Here is a 17,642-nt window from a genome sequence, read left to right on the forward strand (position 1 = left end):
TGTATTAGGGAAATGTTATGTTTTTAAAAAGAAATTATGATCAGTTGTAAATAAAGAGAGGGAAGGCTGCCAGTACCGATGGAACGATCACGCCCTTTACGATCAGGTGCGCGCGAATGGCACGGGTGGCATGTAGGAGGTGGACCTTGGCTGTATTGGGAGAGATACCCATCTGTGCAGCGGCTTCGTCGCGCGAAAGCCCCAGCTCCCGCATCAGGTAAAATGCGGTCTGCTGCGCAGCCGTCAGCCGGGATTTGGCTTCCGCCACCATGCCCTTCAGTTCGGCCTCTTCCAGGAGGTAGTCGGTATCTCCCGATTGTTCCCTTTCATGTGCCTCGGCCTTTACTTTGCCCTCATGGATATTACGTCTGGCGATCCCCCGCAAAACCTTAAAAGAACGGTTGCGTGCGACGGTATACAGCCAGCCGGGCAGGTTCTCGATGCCGGGTGCCTCGCCGCGGTGCATCCACAGGTCAAGAAAGACATCCTGCAGGATTTCCTCCGCGTAAACCTCGATCTTCACGAAACGCAAAGCGGTCTCGTAAACGGAATCTTTGTAAGTGAGAAAGAGAGCTTCCAATGCCCCGTTGTCGCCTCTAGAGAGGCGATCCAAAAGATGGGTCGTATCCTGGGGGGATGGATGCAATGGTCTGGGTTTTGGTTTGGTCTAAAGTGTCTTTGCCCTCTAAAACAAGACAACCACCGCAACGGTTTCATTGCATGGTGGTTGGACATTGTTTTACCGGATGAAAGTAAATAATTGTTTGACAATTCCAACTTTAATAATCCTTAAAGCCTCCTAAATCTCCTGAATTATCCGGCTCATTCCGCATTAATCCTCAGTAGTTTCTAGGATTTGATTTCGTTTCCGTAACAGACTCTGCTTCTGAACCACCCGGCACATCATCGATACCGGTTATCGTTCAAAAGAGCAAAAAGAACTGCTGTACAATGATTCCATGACACACAAATAGTCGTCGTAGTGTTTCTATAAAGAAATAACGTACACTCGCGGTTTTTTAAACAGTGTTTTGTAAATTCAGTACATGCTTAAAGAAAAGGAGTTGGACTTGTTACTCAACCAATGTGAGGGGTATCTGGCCCAAAAAGACTTTAAATCCATTGCGAGATTCCTGACGATAGAAAAACTTGAGAAATATGCAAGTGATAGGCTGTATTTTTTAGCGGGCTTGGCGGAGCATGACTCAAGAAATTTCAAGCAGGCACTCGATTTTTTTTCACAAGCTATTAAGCTCAATTCTGGCAACTACTCGTATTATCTGTACCGTGCGCGGGAACTGAACACTTTCCATTTTTATGATGCCGCGTTAGAATGTCTGGAGTACGCCTTGCAGTTAATGCCTTCCAATAAGTCTCCGATTCTGTATCAATTAATGCGTGCCTATCACGGAAAGGAGGAGTTCCAAAAAGTCACAGAGATTGCAACCAAGATTGTAGAGGAAGGTAAGGCAGATGTTGAGACTTTTAAGTTTTTAGGCACAGCTTACTACAATCTTAATAAAAGCGAGAAAGCACTGGAGGCCTTTGAAGAAGCACTTTCCCTCGCGCCAACGGAGGCTGAGATACACGGCTCTATCGGAACCATTTACTTTAATGATAACCAGCTTGACAAGGCACTGGAGTACTTCGAATTTGCCTCAAAGCTGAATCACACTCCCTCAGTTGTAAACAGAGCGGCATTGTATGCCCAAAGAAAGGATTTTGACAAAGCCCTCGCTGGCGTGTTAGAAAGGCTGAAAGAGCTGAAAGATTATCATCTTTATATTTCTGCAGCAAGTATTTATGAACTTGCAGGAAAATATTCGGAGGCTCTAGCGCACTTTCAAATGGGTTTTCAGGCTATGATGTTTAACCCTTACCTGCATAGCTATACTGAAACGATGAAGGTTGTACATACTTTATGGGGTGCATTTGTGCGTTACGACTGTCCCTTGGCAAGCATTACCTTGATCAATCAATATCCAATTTTGAGTACTCATTCTCACTACGTGAAAGACGTCGCGGACATTTATGGAAAATGCCAAAAATGGATAACCTTCCTGGACTTTCTATCGCATTCGAAATGGGTGTACAAAGCAACTTCTGTTGTTTCCGTGTTAAACGCAATCTCATCTTACTATTTGGGACTGCCCACGCGCACTGCAGTTTTTTATACAGAATTCAGAGTAGACGGTGGCCTTTCCATTTTTGACATGTATTACTATATAAGGTCTTGCATTAACCTGACCTACCCGGTGGATGATCATTTTCAATCAGTTTTCGAACCCCTCGGAACTACGCATGTTGAAGATCCTGTGACTTGCTATTATATCGGACAGGTTATGATGCTTGGTGGATTATTTTCTTTGGCTGAAACCTACTATTTACGCGCCCAAAAGTTTCTTCCTGCCAAATATGGACTTATAGGTGTTTACAAAGCACAAAAGAAATGGGATCAACTAAAACAAACAGCTCACGAAATCGTCGAGATCGAAAAAATGGAGAAGGTTTACAAATTCCTTCCCGAGCAAAAACCAGTTACCATAACTAAGAACATTACACAAGAGGAGTTTGAATTCGAAATTAAAAACAGACTCTATTATTTTGAACTGCTAGAAGAAATTAACGAAGTGAGACACTTCAACAATCCCGATGCTGTATACCGCCATCTAGAATTCTATAACATGATTGAGTCTGATAAGGAAATGGAGGAAATCATGTATCTGGTTAATACTAGACATGAAATAAAATTGCTTGAAAACAAACTTATTTCGAACTATATAAGTTCTGTTGAAAACGACAAATTAGAGGAGCTGGATAATGCAATCGAAAATAATTCTAAGGCGCGACCCTTACGTGTTGAAATTGAGAACCATCATAAAAGAACGGAAGGCAGAACTTCAGTAGAAAAACAGCTTGCAACGGGAATGTATGCAAGTGATAAGAAACTTGACGTGTATATTATTCTCATTCGGTATTTTCTAAAAAAGGGCATGCTTTCCCCAAGGGCTGCCGTGATATTGCACTTTTATGGTCAAAAACTTTCAGCAAGACAAAAAGATACTGAAACTATAAAGAAATTTGAAGGTGCGATGAAATTTGGAGAAGTCTTATTGTCGCTTTCCGGGACAATTACCTTATCACTGGAATTGATTTCGAAAATGTTGCTCTATCATGTGAAAATCCCCCTCCACCAAAGCGCATTTGATGAATATCAGGAATACCACGAATTCAAAAACAAATTCAGAAGTGAGTACCTTGTGTGGTACAGGCAGCACTATTGCACAAAAAAATTAGAAGCCGAATTAACTGATATAGTTCCGAAATAAAAAACGCTAAATCCAAGTCCAGAATTACAACGGACGCGCCGCGATAAATCTCTTGTAGAATCACATACAGTAGAATTTACAAAAAGCTCTTTAGCATGGTTTGCAGACTCCCCGCCGAATACCCCACCGACTTCGCCACAACAGTTCCGGATGGATCGATCAAGAGAAAAGTGGGATAAGCCTGCACTCCGTAATTTAATATCACCGGCCCTGCCGTACCCTTTCCGTCCCACAGGTTAAGCCAGCTGGGTTGATCCCTTTGCAAGCCTTTCAACCAGCCCTGTTTTTCATCCGGGGAAAAGCTGACAACTGCCAACCGATCCTTATACTTAGTACTGATCTCTTTCAGTTCTTTTACCGAAGCCACACAGGGCGCGCAATAATCTTTCGTAAAATCCAGCAGCACATATTTGCCATTTGCTTCCGGGAACGGGTGTATGTTTCCATCTTTGTCCTGCGCACTGAATGCAAATGCCTTGTCTCCTTTTGCCACAATCTTTTCAATACCCAGGTAATTTTTCAGCTTGACACCATATGCACTTTGTTTGAGCGTTTCGGAAAGTTGCAGGAACAACGCTGCAACTTCTGCTTTCTCATAAGACGACCGCACGAGGAAAAGCTCCAACACGGCAGGATAACTCTGCAGGTTACTTTCAACAAATTCTTTCTTGGTAACGATCTCCATCGAATCGATCACCGCCATTTCCCGCACCAGCCGTTTCAGTTCCGCTTTCTTGTCTGCGTTGGTCATAATAGTCTTTGCATATGCAAACAAACTATCGCGCAACGTCCGGTTGTCTGCAAGTTCAGTATTGAGTTTGGAAAAAACATCCTGTACCGCCGATCCCTGCACCTTCACATGAAACGGAAAATCCTTCGTCGCAGCCTGGATCGTTACTTCCTCTGCATCGATCATAAAATTGCACCAGTAGGTTTCGCTGCCGGTATACAGCGTGAGGAACAACAACCGCGGCGCGTTCTCCATTTGCCCTTGCAGCGTTCCCTTGCCGCCCACCAACACACCTTTGTTGATCTCTGTTGTGGTCTCGAAATCTTTCAGGAACACCTCGCATTTTTCAGGCAGACCTTTTACATCGATATTGATTTTGTACCCGGTGGTTTGTGCGTGCAGTACGGATGAAACCAGGACTGTAAACAGTAGTAATATTTGTTTCATAGTGGTTTATTTAAACAGCCCGTCAGTGGCCGTTGTGTTTCGTAAAAAAAGGATCATGTCGTACATACGCGGTAAGCAAATCGGGTAGAACTCGTTATAGGTTGCGCTTTCTTTCCTGTAACCTTGTATGCGTAATTTTCTGGGTTCCGCAAACGCCGCGCTGTCAGCCTTCGTTATTTTGGTCAGGTCTAGCACAAAGGATTTGCTCTTGTTTTGAGCCAGCAACTGGTTCCACGAACTGTCTTTCGTTTCACGAAAAGCAGTTGTATGCAACGTATCATCAAACACATGATCGCCGTTGATAAAACGATTGGTGATATAGGAGTAATGACCATTCGCACTGCTTAGGCCGATTGCGAAATAATCCTTTGGGAAATATTTGTACACGGTGGCTCCCATCAGCCCCAGTTCATCCTGCAGCCACGCATATTTGGCAATATGTCCGCTGTGCGCCCAAACAATAATTTTTTGATTGGGATCCTTCGCATAATAACTGATCCGCTCTCCCATGATCTCATCCCGCGACACGGCTTCCTTGCGCGAAAAACGGTAGTAGAAGATGTAAGCGGTCTTTGCATGAAACAGCAGTTCTTCAAACTTCGCATCACGCTTTTTCTGGTTTTGGTACAGGCTGTCAATCCGGTTGAGCAAAGTATAAGTAGCCAATCCATATTTGATATCAGGATCGCCGCCTTTCACCTGCCGCTCCTTGAATTCTGTTACAGGGTTCAGCAGGACCGGCAACTTCAGCTTTTGCACGCTTTCCATCATCATCTCCGGAAGCAGTTCGCGGTAACTGTCATCGCAACCCGCGAGTTTGATCTTCTTCCTGGCTTGACCTTTCAACCACGCTAAAAATTCTTTCATCTGCCTCGTCTGGTAAATCGAAAACAGGTGCCTGCGCATCAAGCTATCAAGCGATGTATGCTGAAGGCTATCCTGCACCGCCTGCATATCCTCATGCGGGTTCTCAAGTACCAGTGTCGTGAATCCTTTTTCCTCGATCAAACGTTTGGTGATGGCCGCACGTAGTTCGTAAAATTCTGCCGTGCCATGTGTGTCCTCACCCAACGCGACAATTCGTTTGTTGCCCACGTTTTTGATGATGGCGTTGATATAGTCCTTGCTTTTAATCTTGTCAACCTGTTGCTGGGTCTGTGCGCCTGCTTCGAGCGATACCATGAGCAGGGCCGTGAATATCCATTTCATATGTTATGATTTAGGACCCAAAGAAAAGTTGGAACCGCGGGGCGGCTTTTACCAAATCTTTATAACCTTGATTTCGGCGGGCGAAATCAACTCCGCTCCATTTCGTCGGAAAAAACCATGGTTTTGGCGACACTCATTTGCACCTGCCGGCCGGACGATCTAAATTGCAGCCATGTCGCCCGAGAAACCCAACCGATTCCCCCAGCTGCTGGAAGCCTTTACCTGGTTGCTCTATGTGGCCCTGTACAAGTATGGCTACTACCTAAGCATTGCGGCTCTTCCCAATCCCGGTTTCGACAATTTCCCGCATCTCTCCGTGATGTTGTATGCCATAGCAATGACACTTTACATCGTTCCCTTTTACCGCATCATCGCCCCCGCCCTTTTACACCGCAGGCAATACACAATATTTTTTCTCTCGACACTGTTGTACTTCACACTCGTCCCCAAACTCACCAACTGGATGGTGAGTTATGTTTTTACGTTTATGACTGACGGCCCTTCACACAATTTCTATGTAAGCCAGTTTAAATTATACGGCCTTCATGCTCGTCGCCTCTTTACAGGTTGGGATCTTAAAATATTGCTCACGGACTGCATTGCTTTTTTATCACTTGCATTTACGCGTTATGCGTTCGCAGTAGAACAGGGCAAACGTTTGCTGGAAAAAGAATATTTCCGCCTACAGGTCGATGCACTGAAAGCGCAGCTGAATCCGCATTTTTTATTTAATATGCTGAACAGCATTTACGGCATGAGTCTCACCGGGAACAAGGACACACCTACCTATATCTTACGCATGTCCGACATGATGCGGTACATACTTTACGATGGAAAAGAAACCACCGTTGCAGTCGAAAAGGATTTGCAGTTTATGGAGCATTACATCGCGATGGAACAGAAGCGTTACCCCAATGCAGCGATCAGTTTCACCATCACAAACCATGCGCAAGGCCGGTCTGTTGTTCCCTTGCTCTTCATTCCTTTTATCGAGAACAGTTTCAAACACGGTGCACACCGCGTCAATGCCGAAGGCCGCGTGACAGGTAGGATCAGTATTGAAAACAACGAAGTGAATTTCCAACTCACCAACGACACCCTCTCACAACCCATCAGCGAAACCCAATACGGCGGCGTCGGTATCGAAAATGTAAAAAAGCGGCTGGCCCTCTATTACCCCAATACCCATGAATTAACGATCCGCCATGACGCGAACCAGTATTGCATCACGCTGCTGCTAAAACTACAACCATGACCAGATCCATAACCACATGCATTATAGTGGACGACGAACCCATTGCCCAACAGATCCTCGAACAGTACGTGATGGAGACGCCAGGCCTCACCCTCCTCGCCACCTGCCGCAACGCCATGGAAGCCCTTTCGAAACTCGAACACCATCAGGTGGACCTCATATTCCTCGACATCGAAATGCCCCTCATCAACGGCCTGAATTTCTTAAAGACACTAACCCATGCCCCCGCCGTAATCCTCACCACCGCCTACCCACAATATGCCGTTGAAGCCTTCGCCCTCAACGCCGTCGACTATCTCCTCAAACCCTTCTCCGTCGATCGGTTTCAGACTGCCGTGCAGAAAGTAATATCCAAACCCACACCCGACACCGTCCCCACAGAACAACCCTACCTCCTCATCCGCGAAAAAGGCGCATTCATCAAAGTCCCCCACCACGAAATCATTTACTTCGAAGCCTCCGGCGATTACGTCAAAATAGTTACAGCAGGTAAGACACACCTGGCAAGCATGACGATGAAATCACTCGAAGAAACTTTACCTGCTAACGCGTTCATACGCATCCATAAATCATACATCGTCGCAGTTGCCCATATCCAAATGTTAAAAACTTTGGAGGTGATAATGACAGGAAAACAGGCATTGCCATTGAGCCCAAATTACAAGGATCGGTTGTTGGAGCTATTCTCGAAATAAGGGGATAATGATAATAATTCAATGAAACCTGGCGAAACCGGCTTTATTGTGTGTAGTTTGGTCACCTACGTCTGAAGATTCGGACATAGGATAAATGAACTCGAATCAATTGCTCACGGTCTCGGTGCTGATCTCGTATGCACCGCAATGACCTTTTAAAAGCTAGGTTATATAATCACTCCAGAAACTCAAATAACCGCCTCATACTTAATCTAATACAGGGCATTTTAATATTAGTTGATTTCCTGCCTCCTATCATCCTGTGGCGATCATAAAGCTTTACCTACACTTATTTGAATACTTTATTCAAATTTCAGTGTCGAATTAATTCAAGTACTCAAATACAATGAATTCACTAACCCGAATCGTTTTTCAGGGTAATCAGGAAGAATACTAAATAATTTGTATATTGAAATACCTCCCAAAGAACGTCAACCTTGGTTGACCTAAAAATCCCATTTTACTAACTGCTTATTTATTGCCATGCCCATCAGAGTGGAGTTTGTTAACAACAAGAAATTTTTAGTCCGCCTTATTACCTCATTTAGAAACAAAGAGTGGGCAGATGAGTTTGGACGCGTTCAGGAAGCACTAAAAGCCAGGCAATATGATGGAGTGAGATTTAATGAAGCAGAAATAGATATGTCGTCTTGCGGATGGGTAGACCCATTACCACTTCTATCGTTGCTAATTTCTCTTACAGATTTTAAAGCCAATAGCGGCAAAACTGTACTATATCTTCCGTCGATTGACGAGAATCAGGAAAAACAATCAGACAAGGTTTTAAAGTTTCTCGCAGAAGAAGGTTTTTTGGAAGAGTTTGCAAAGTGTTGCCGGATTACTGATGGCATTACGACAATTACCGATAACGAAAATAATAAAACACAGTATTTCGAAGATTATCTAAAAAGTTACAAACGAGTTAGAACGACTGTTTTCTATACCAATTGCACTTTAATCCCAGCACTGCTTATCGACGCCAGGAAAGAGTTTAATAGCGAGCCCTCAAATGTGGATACATGGGTTGAATCAAAAGTAAGACACATTCGTTCGAAAATATCAGACAAGGCTCCCTCCTATTCTCAGAGTACACTCCTACATAGGATTACAAATATTCTCGTAGAGACTATTCAGAATATTGTAAAGCATGCTTACAAAGAGAATGACCACGCTTACGCTGGAATTTATCTCCGATTCAGAAATGGAAAAGAAAACAAATCCTTAAGTATTGAAGAACTAACCAATATAGAAAAAGGGTTACAACAAGAGGAGAAACATTGTCCAAAATTAAGTCGAGAATTCCTTGATTTGAGAAACGGGTGTATTGAAATATTTGTAATTGATTCTGGCGTTGGCTTTACCGAATCTTTACGTAGTAACCTCAACAATCATGACGCGAAGTATCCTTTCAGACAATCCTTTACAGATGTATTTATACAAGGTAATCGAAGAAAATATGAGGAAATACCAGACCGTACAGAAAAAGGAGGATTATACCTGATTGGAGAAATGTTAAAAGCAAATCAGGATTATATCTGTGGGAAAGATGAAAATGAGTGGGTTGGGTCTCTGTTCCCGTTCGAAAATCCCAAGGGGTCCTTTGAACTTGCGAAAAGAAATACACTAAAAGTAAATGGGCTTTCCTGGATCTTCCGGCTTTCCTGGAGATCTGAAACCGAAATAAATAGTAAAGATTGGACTTCCTGGATTGGAACAGCCAAACATCACCCAGGATATCAGGAACTATATCGTTCAAGTTTTACCGGATCAGTACCAGGCTATCCTTTTTTGGATAACAGATTCGAAGCAAATAATGCAATCTCACTACTTCCGGGTGAAGAGAATGCTCGCGTATTTTTTTTCCTTCCCTCACCCAATCAAACGAAATATAAGCTATGGGACTCCATTACAAATATTTGCAAAATACTCCCATTATCTGATGACAGGACGTTAATCATTGCCGACATACCGGAGTTCGAAAAAAGAACATACACGTATATCCTTGACAATATTCAATTTGCAGAAAAAGACACGGAACGACGATGGTATGAAAAGATTTCGAAAATTATTTTAATCTCTTGTAGGTTATGTGTCTCAGTACTTGAACGGAATGGCAAAACGTTTACAGTGGCTAATGATACGCAACGCGAAAGGTATTTTGAAAATTTAGACAAGGGGGAACTTCATCCAGAAAATTCAATTCGTTGCTTTTTTGCTTGGATAAAAGCACACGACTCAAAGTTGTTTTGGGCGCATGTCAAGCAATATAACAAGCAAAAGCAATTCTTTATAAACAATAGCGTTGCCTGGAATAAGGAGCTCGAAACAATAGACACTTACTTAAATTTTGCACAAACCGTCGCAGATAGTTTCTGTTTGAGCATTTATAGAAAGAATATTGAGCGCAGTATTGGTTTCTTCGATTTTCAAAATAGCAAAAGTCTGAAGAATTGCATTATAAAACCGTTAGATCCCTTGACTAAAAGGCTCATTGATGAATACAACGCGACATTCTTTAATGATATAGATAAAGAAAATGAAAATATTGTATATCTGGGTAGTGTTTTCGCATCGGGAAGCAGCCTTGACGACGCATTATTTTACTCAGATTCAGAAAAGAACTCTCCTACGGTTTTACCGATCTATTTTTTTAAAAATAGTGATTCAAAAACAAACATACAGTACCTATTGAATTGGCCCGACCCCGACTGGTTGGAAACGAATAAGAAACAATTTCCAAGAACAAAGTACAAACTTCAGCGGGTAGGAAGTACGCATGTAATCGCAAAACACGGCTATAAATCTTACCCGATTCCAAGATACGATCTAGAGAGCAAAAAATCGGTCTACGCCAGAACACCTTCCGCGACCTATAGAGACTGGCAGGACACTGAACAACGTCTAATTACCTTTGGCCATTTTGAATTTGAAGGAAAGCACGATTTATTAAAATTGAATCTTGTCAAAAAAGTAACTGAAAGTTTTGAAAACAATGACTCATTTGCTCAATTTTTAGTTGCAGAATTTTTCAACTTACTTGGTGGTGTAAGTAAAACTGAGCTTACACCTGCAGGTGAAGCATTCTGGCCGGCAATAGAAAATCGCTTAAAAGAATCCAACAACGATGAAGTAGCGTTAATCGCCTATCCAAACAACGTAAATGCATCATTTGTTGTAGATAAAATAAAAGGGTATATAAGTCCTAAGCTGACTGAAAAGATTTTTTCCCTTATGCCGATCAACAAAGAGCGGGTGGGTGCTTCCCTATTAGTTTCGCCATTGGTTTTTGATCCAATCATTCAACTGCTTGATCAGTATCCCAAAGGCGAACGCAAGGTTGTTTTATTTGACAGTACAATTATTACCGGCCGCACAAGGAAAGAGCTAAAACACCTGCTGTTTTCTTTAGGTGCAGACGAGGTGAAAACGTTTACACTTACGGACCGATTTCGACTTCCATTCAAAGTGCCGGATAAAAGTAAGCATACCGCATATTGGAGGTTAGATGTACCTCGGCTCGGCTCAATCGAAAGCTGTTCATTCTGTAAAGCATTGCAGGAAGCTAAAAATCTAAAAAATGAAATTGTATCTCAATTTGCACAGGAACGTATAGATCAATGGCTTTCTGGGTGGGATGTTATATCCTATTACAATCCCATAACTAACGGCATCACGCCGACAGCGATAGAACCCGTAATAAAGAAATTCGGAATTGAGTTTGATGAATTAACTAATGACTACGTACAGATTATCAGTGAAGAGGATAAACAGAAGGGAGTTGACAATAGAATCACACTTACAAATTCAACCGGCGTAACCATTTATGCGACCGAATTGCATTCAGTAACATCGAAAGATGATATCGCTTTGAGTCTTTGCCGAAAAGAGCCAATTTTGCCGGCGAAAGCAGTTATTGAATTATTATCGTCCCAATTTCTTTTGTTCCCTACAGAACATTCCAGCCACAATCTCTTTGCGATGGCTGTAGAGTTATTTGAAGCATGCAACAGCAGGGATTTCACAGACAATCATTCCGCACTGGCGGCTATTGTCCTGATCTCGCAGGGAAAGAAAATGCATATCAAGTTAATGGAACGGCTATTAACAAAAGATTTCAAATTCAATAATATCGATATCGATTTAATCATTGCGTATATATTAAGGCACTCCATCGACGAGCAAAACAACATCACTGATCGGGTCAACAGTTTATTAAAGTTTAAAGATGACTACTCAACTTTATCCAAATTTGAACAGTTACATTCAGAATTATACAACGCTTATGGAAAAATCCATACTAGACCACTGGTTAACTTTTATGTCAAAAAAATGGAGGTAGATAGCGCAGTGCGTGTCAGGCACTTGAATTACAGTTTGTCGAAAGTCATATACCTAATTAATCAAATAAGAGAATACCGAAAATGGTCAGAGTCTAATAGTTTTGACGAAAAATTAAAAGATGAATGTTTGATTGTGTTGCAGGATGCCCAAAAAGATTGTATTTATGTACTTAATAAAAAAGACCCTGCGTCTCTCTCGGAAGGCAATACAGAATATGCCAATTCATTGAAAGCACTGGAGAAAAAGATAGAAGAAACGGTGGTTCCAAAACTAAAAGTGCTTCACAAATTCTTGTTTTGCAATGTGGTATATGAAAGTGACGAAAAAAGACAAAGACATCCGATAAAAAACGAATTATACCTGTTGGTAAAACGAATCACTTCGAACACATGGATAGAAGAGGCTAAACTGAAAAACAAAGTCCGTTTTCTAAAAGAATCCCCCGAAGTAAAGATATCTGGAACCGAATCAACTTTTTCAGACATTCTTTCTTTGAATCGCACAAATGCATGGATGATCTTGGACGATTTTATATACGATGAAATTATTTACTGTGTAATGAATGCAGTTCACGCGATACATCCGATTTCAAATATCTGGTCGTTTGATGCCAAGAACGACCAGCTGGCCGACATGTGGATCTACGTCGATTATGAACGGGATCATGTGCTTATTAAATTCTTGAATTCATCGGAGAAACAGGCAGACGAAATAAAAGAAACAATAGAACGGAAAAAAAAGCGGGGGTTAATCCATTTAAAAGAAGACCTAAAAGGGGATTGGACTGTTACAAAGATTAATGAACCAGGTTATGACAATTTAATTTTAATACAACTTAAAATACCAATCATATGAAACAGTACACACTTCTTGTCATTGACGATGGGCTGGTTTCAGAAAACCGTAAAGCAGAATATGAAACCATACTTGGGCCGCGTTTCCAATTGAAATACATTGAGTCCGGTTCACAGATCGGCGAGATCCCCAAAATTAAAGCTGATGCTTATATCCTAGATATGGTACTTGATGGTTGGACAGGGAATCGCAAGAAAGACCAGCAAAATCTTTTTATTGAAGTAGTCGATCTAATTGGTGCGCGAGGACCAGTAATATTGGTGAGTAGTCGATGGAGCCCGGAAGTCGTTGGCTGGTTAAACAATTCAAATGGGAAAATTGCTGTTTGCCACTTTTACGAATGGGCTGAATTTCAAGATATGGCTAAACGCCTTCAACATGAAGATGACAAAGAAAATCTGCACGTATCAATTAGCTTAAACATTGAAAAGGAAATCAATAAATTTAACAACAGAGATCTGACAACTAAAGATCAAGATGAATCAATTACAATACTTCATCTTTCAGATTTGCAATTCGGCGATAAGCTCACAGATTTGGATTCTGCATTTCTTCAATATAGTCTCGCTGCCTTTTTGCGTGAAAAGAAAATTTATCCTGATTTTCTTTGTCTAACAGGTGATGTAACCTTTAAGGGTGAGTTGAAAGAGATAGAGATGGCAGTTCATTGGATTAATACACTTTGCAAAGGCATTTTCCCATTTGAAAATTACAAATCTAGAATATTACTTGTGCCAGGAAATCATGATGTGAATATGGTTTTAAATGCAGCTGACACTGTCACCTATAATTTTAGCACTAAAAAACTAACCTCAAACAAAACACCTCAGAAACAATTCCAATCATATGGACTGCTTCCCTTCAAAGAATTGGCGTATGCCCTGACACAGGATCCTTCATGGTTCACAATACAAAATGATCTATGCTTTATCAATGACCGGTTTCTTCATTGGGGTGTACGGTTCATTCATCTAAACTCTGTTGTCGAACAGTCGTGGGCTTCTCCAAAAAAGGTGGATATTCCAGAAAGTGCTATTGAACGAATCTACAAATCGCTTCATATTCACGAACAGGAAGACTTATATACGATTTTGTTGAGCCATCATGGTAAAGAAGATTTTGAAATAAATGAAGATGATCCTACACAACGATGGGGTAAAATACGAAATGTGATTGATGGAACTAGAACTAATCTATTTCTTTATGGACACAGGCATGGGTTTAATACATGGTATGGAGATAATGAAGAAGGAACTTATATAAAACATACCAAATTTCATAGAACCGCAACCCTCATGTTAAATGAAAAGGCAAGAGAAATAGACAAACAAAATAACAGAGTTCAGAATAGAGGATTTTCAGTGATTACACTGAAACGGGAAAATGGTGCTGTGAAAAAATCACGGGATTTAGAAATTGCAGAGTATGAAGTATCTGGTGCAAAGATCTCCCGACGCAATTAGCTTTTCACCTATAAAAATCAACAAATTCTCGGCGCAAAAGTATTGATAAAATTTGACGATTTTCGAAGAGGCAATCTTGATTCACATTGCGTTGGCTGATTCGGTAAAGGTAGTAGACGCCGCTGTTGAGGAAGCGATCGAAACGTAAAAGGTTCAGGTAAACAGTGTTACAATTGCTGCTTAATCAATTCTTAGCAAGTGCTTTGGTTGCTGAACAAATAATGATAACTTTAAAGAAAAAAATGGTACAACAAATCAATACAACCCAAAGACTGTCGTCTGGTTCGATCATGATCAAAAGTCCTGATGGTGGAAAGACCGGAACAAAATACCAGGTTCATTTTTTCGCAGGTCTTGTGCGGTTTACGACCCTGGCGGGTGTTTACCTGAAAGCAGACAACACTACCGATGAAATATCAATTACCGACATTCCTGCTGCGCTGGATACCATCGATCATTTTGAAGATTATCTCGCGCATCACAACACAGCTCTCCCGCTTTACAAAGTCGTTGCATAACATGCAGGCCAATGAGCTGCTGGAAGTGGGCACAGATCCAGACGCCGTGCCATTGCATTTCAGTAAAGCGCAGGCCCTCTTTGCACAAGGATTTTTTCAGGCTTATGATTTTCAGGACATTCTCTTTTACAATCCGGAAGTAGTTGTAAAACACAAACTGAAAACCGATCGCAGCTGCAGATTCTGTCAGAAACAAATGCCGGACGTCACTTTTAAAAAAGACGCACATATCTATCCGGAGTTTATAGGCAACCGAAAACTCGTCAGCGATTTTGAATGCGACGAGTGCAACAGCATTTTTTCCAAACTGGAAAACGACCTCAATCATTTTTTGGGACCAGTCCTTGCTTTGCAGGGTATCCAGGGTAAAAAGAAAAAAGGGAGAGGACGCGATGTATCCTACACCGCACCCGACAACCGCCTGAAGATTGAACCCATCAAACTGGAGGATGGAACCAAAGGGATTGCGGTTTCAAAAGCAGATCTCGGTGACCCAAGTATCACCATCAATCATTCCGGTGGCGAAACCTATATCGAGTACACCAAACACGATTACATTCCGCTGAACGTGTACAAACTCTTGCTCAAGATGGCGGTCTGTTCGCTACCTGAAGCGGAAATGAAAAACTATCCGTCACTGCCTGCCTATTTGTTGGATGATAGCCTGGATGAAAAAATGAATGGCTGTCAGTTCATGACCATTCATAGAAAACCATTTAGCCTCGGACACCGCGCGCCGATTGGTAACCTGTTTAAAAAGAGAGATAAAAACAGGCTCCTGCCTACACACGTATTCGTGTTGATGTTTGCCAATTTCGTCGTTCAGATCTATCTGCCCGAACATTTAGATGACATTCCGCTGATTTACGAGTCTGGTAAACTGCCCGAAATCGCGCCGATTTTACCCCCTTTCTTCTATTCGCGCAAAGAGGCCGATACCCTTGCCTATACTTCAACAAATTATATGATGAACAGCAAGGATACCGTCGAAAAGGAACTCGAACGCATCAGCATGCAAAACAATCCGCAAGCACTTGCCAAGGCCCATGTCTACAACGCATATACCGATGCTTCGGTACCCGTTGAAAACTTTGGCGAAACCATGAAGCTCCTGCTCTTTGAAGAACAAAAGATCATCAGCAAGACCCAGTTAAAAGAACTGGCCAAAAAAGCTGCACAACTAGGCCCGAAAAGAAAGCAAGCGTCGGAAAATCAGGACGAAACTTCCACTACCGATTGAAAAGGAACAGGTGTTGCTGCTGAGTATCCAGATCTACTCAAATCGGTGGGTGTGTGAAAATAGTGAGAGGTTCCTTTGGTTTGATACACTTTGATTTCACGTCTATGCAGCGCATTGATTACACTCCCATTTGGATGACAGGGTTCCCCTTTGGCACTACAGGAAATATATGCGGTTGGTGCGTAAATTTCCTCCAGTATTTTTTTAGAGATATTATTTTTACTGCCATGATGCGGTACCTGGAACCTGTCAAGCTTGGTCAGATCGATGCCTTTGGATTTGGCAAACGCGATCGCATCAAACAATCCGGCAGTTCCGGCATCACCGGTAAATAATATTTTCTTACCCGCTACCGTCAGGTACAACACAAGACTCATGTTATTTTCACAACTGGTCGTACAATTTTCTTCAGCAATATGTTCCGTGCTAAAATCCATTGTTTCAATGATCGCTTCTTCCATAAGTTCGGAAAACGCCTTTTCAAGACTTTCCTGCATTGTCATTTCAGGTGTCTTTTTGGAAGATTGAAGCAGCTTGATATAAGCATCTTTACTTGGGCCGAGAACAGTTAAAACAGGTTTACCATCTTCTTTAAAAAAAGAACCTTGCTTCGGCGCGAAGATTGGAATCTTCTTTTTGTTCGCCAGCTGCTCAATCTCGTAAGCAAACTGGTAGGTATCTTTCAAGTGCTGATCAAAGCTTTTTTTGGTAATGCGACCATCTTTGATGGAGTCTTGCAGATCGGGCCAATGATTCCAGGGTCTATGCATCCATATTTTGCCAACTTCCAGCTCGCTTACAACTGTGCGCAAGCCTGATGCATGATCGATATCCGGATGCGTAAGGATCACGCGGTTAACTTTATCAGTTTTGTATACTTCATTAACGTGGGTAACCAGCGCCTCTCCGCTGGCAACATTTCCTCCGTCAATAACAAACACGGTTTGGCTCTTCCATTTACCGGATTCATAATTACCAAAACGCAGTGCAATCGCGTCACCGCCTTTGGACCCGTCGCCTACTGGTAAAAAATCTATTTCAAGTGCATTACTCATAAAATGAATGGTTGTTAATTGTTTTTAATGATTATCGTTTTCACCGGCAGATCTCGATTTCTCAATCCCCCAGGTTGCTTTTGCCAGCTCTTCTATCTTCATGATGAACTTATCGACGTTCAGACCGGCGATAAAAGCCAGTGCAAAAAATCCGAGATTGGTAGCGTCGGTTTCCTTCTTTGCTTCGAGGACCAGCAAGCCGGCTTTCAGGAAGAGAAAACTCACGCCGCCGCAGATCAAACTAGCAACAGGCCGGATAAGGTACCACACCATCCAATCGCTGTCCCAGTTTTTACGTACACAGTAGTTCAGGTATACACCACGCAGGCAATACAGCACGCCGCCTGCTCCTGCGATCAGTATGGATTCAACCAGTAGATTGTATTCATTGCTGGGAAGCAGGCTCCCAAACAACAGCGCATAGCCCATCTGTGCAATCAATGCTAGTATGCCCAGCAGGTACGCGATGACGACGCTTACAGAAATAGTTTTTGTCATTGGATTA

General features: G+C 42.1%; 12 protein-coding genes. 7 read left to right on the top strand and 5 right to left on the bottom strand.

All coding sequences use genetic code 11. From position 1 onward, the window contains the following. Positions 1–40: 40 nt before the first annotated feature. Complete coding sequence (locus GWC95_RS15530) at positions 41–646, bottom strand: RNA polymerase sigma factor (RefSeq protein WP_161819629.1); 606 nt, start codon at positions 644–646, stop codon at positions 41–43. Between the two features lie 400 nt (positions 647–1,046). Between GWC95_RS15530 and GWC95_RS15535 the strand changes: the two genes are divergently transcribed. After that, positions 1,047–3,329 carry a tetratricopeptide repeat protein gene (locus GWC95_RS15535; protein ID WP_161819630.1) on the top strand — a complete coding sequence of 761 codons (2,283 nt, stop codon included), beginning with the start codon at positions 1,047–1,049 and terminating at the stop codon, positions 3,327–3,329. A gap of 76 nt (positions 3,330–3,405) precedes the next feature. Here the strand turns inward: GWC95_RS15535 and GWC95_RS15540 are convergent, their stop codons facing one another. Then, positions 3,406–4,506 carry a thioredoxin-like domain-containing protein gene (locus GWC95_RS15540; protein WP_161819631.1) on the bottom strand — a complete coding sequence of 367 codons (1,101 nt, stop codon included), beginning with the start codon at positions 4,504–4,506 and terminating at the stop codon, positions 3,406–3,408. A gap of 6 nt (positions 4,507–4,512) precedes the next feature. After that, the gene (locus GWC95_RS15545; protein ID WP_161819632.1) at positions 4,513–5,715 is read right to left on the bottom strand and encodes an erythromycin esterase family protein; all 1,203 of its coding nucleotides are present in this window, start codon (positions 5,713–5,715) and stop codon (positions 4,513–4,515) included. 172 nt (positions 5,716–5,887) lie between these two features. On the opposite strand from GWC95_RS15545, the gene GWC95_RS15550 reads away from it, so the two are divergent. The 6 genes from GWC95_RS15550 (at position 5,888) to GWC95_RS15575 (ending at position 16,082) form a co-directional block, all read left to right on the top strand. Next, on the top strand, positions 5,888–6,970 hold the full coding sequence (locus GWC95_RS15550) for a sensor histidine kinase (RefSeq protein ID WP_161819633.1): 1,083 nt from the start codon (positions 5,888–5,890) through the stop codon (positions 6,968–6,970). Further along, a complete protein-coding gene (locus tag GWC95_RS15555; RefSeq protein WP_161819634.1) occupies positions 6,967–7,665 on the top strand; it encodes a LytR/AlgR family response regulator transcription factor in 699 nt (232 codons plus the stop codon). The genes GWC95_RS15550 and GWC95_RS15555 overlap by 4 nt, the downstream gene beginning before the upstream one ends. A 483-nt stretch (positions 7,666–8,148) precedes the next feature. Further along, positions 8,149–12,861 (top strand): hypothetical protein, encoded by a 4,713-nt coding sequence (locus tag GWC95_RS15560; protein ID WP_161819635.1) that lies wholly within the window; start codon positions 8,149–8,151, stop codon positions 12,859–12,861. Next, positions 12,858–14,324: a metallophosphoesterase family protein gene (locus GWC95_RS15565; protein WP_161819636.1), complete on the top strand. Its 1,467-nt coding sequence runs from the start codon at positions 12,858–12,860 to the stop codon at positions 14,322–14,324. The genes GWC95_RS15560 and GWC95_RS15565 overlap by 4 nt, the downstream gene beginning before the upstream one ends. 242 nt (positions 14,325–14,566) lie before the next feature. After that, positions 14,567–14,842 carry a hypothetical protein gene (locus tag GWC95_RS15570; RefSeq protein WP_161819637.1) on the top strand — a complete coding sequence of 92 codons (276 nt, stop codon included), beginning with the start codon at positions 14,567–14,569 and terminating at the stop codon, positions 14,840–14,842. A gap of 1 nt (position 14,843) precedes the next feature. Further along, positions 14,844–16,082, top strand: coding sequence for an HNH endonuclease (locus tag GWC95_RS15575; protein ID WP_161819638.1), 1,239 nt, complete (start codon positions 14,844–14,846; stop codon positions 16,080–16,082). Here the strand turns inward: GWC95_RS15575 and GWC95_RS15580 are convergent. Continuing rightward, positions 16,055–17,137: a ComEC/Rec2 family competence protein gene (locus tag GWC95_RS15580; RefSeq protein WP_161819639.1), complete on the bottom strand. Its 1,083-nt coding sequence runs from the start codon at positions 17,135–17,137 to the stop codon at positions 16,055–16,057. The genes GWC95_RS15575 and GWC95_RS15580 overlap by 28 nt on opposite strands. A gap of 24 nt (positions 17,138–17,161) precedes the next feature. Then, positions 17,162–17,635, bottom strand: a complete 474-nt coding sequence (locus tag GWC95_RS15585; RefSeq protein ID WP_161819640.1) for a hypothetical protein — start codon at positions 17,633–17,635, stop codon at positions 17,162–17,164. Between the last annotated feature and the right edge of the window lie 7 nt (positions 17,636–17,642).

It is taken from the genome of Sediminibacterium roseum (genome assembly GCF_009939005.1).
GTDB lineage: Bacteria > Bacteroidota > Bacteroidia > Chitinophagales > Chitinophagaceae > Sediminibacterium > Sediminibacterium roseum.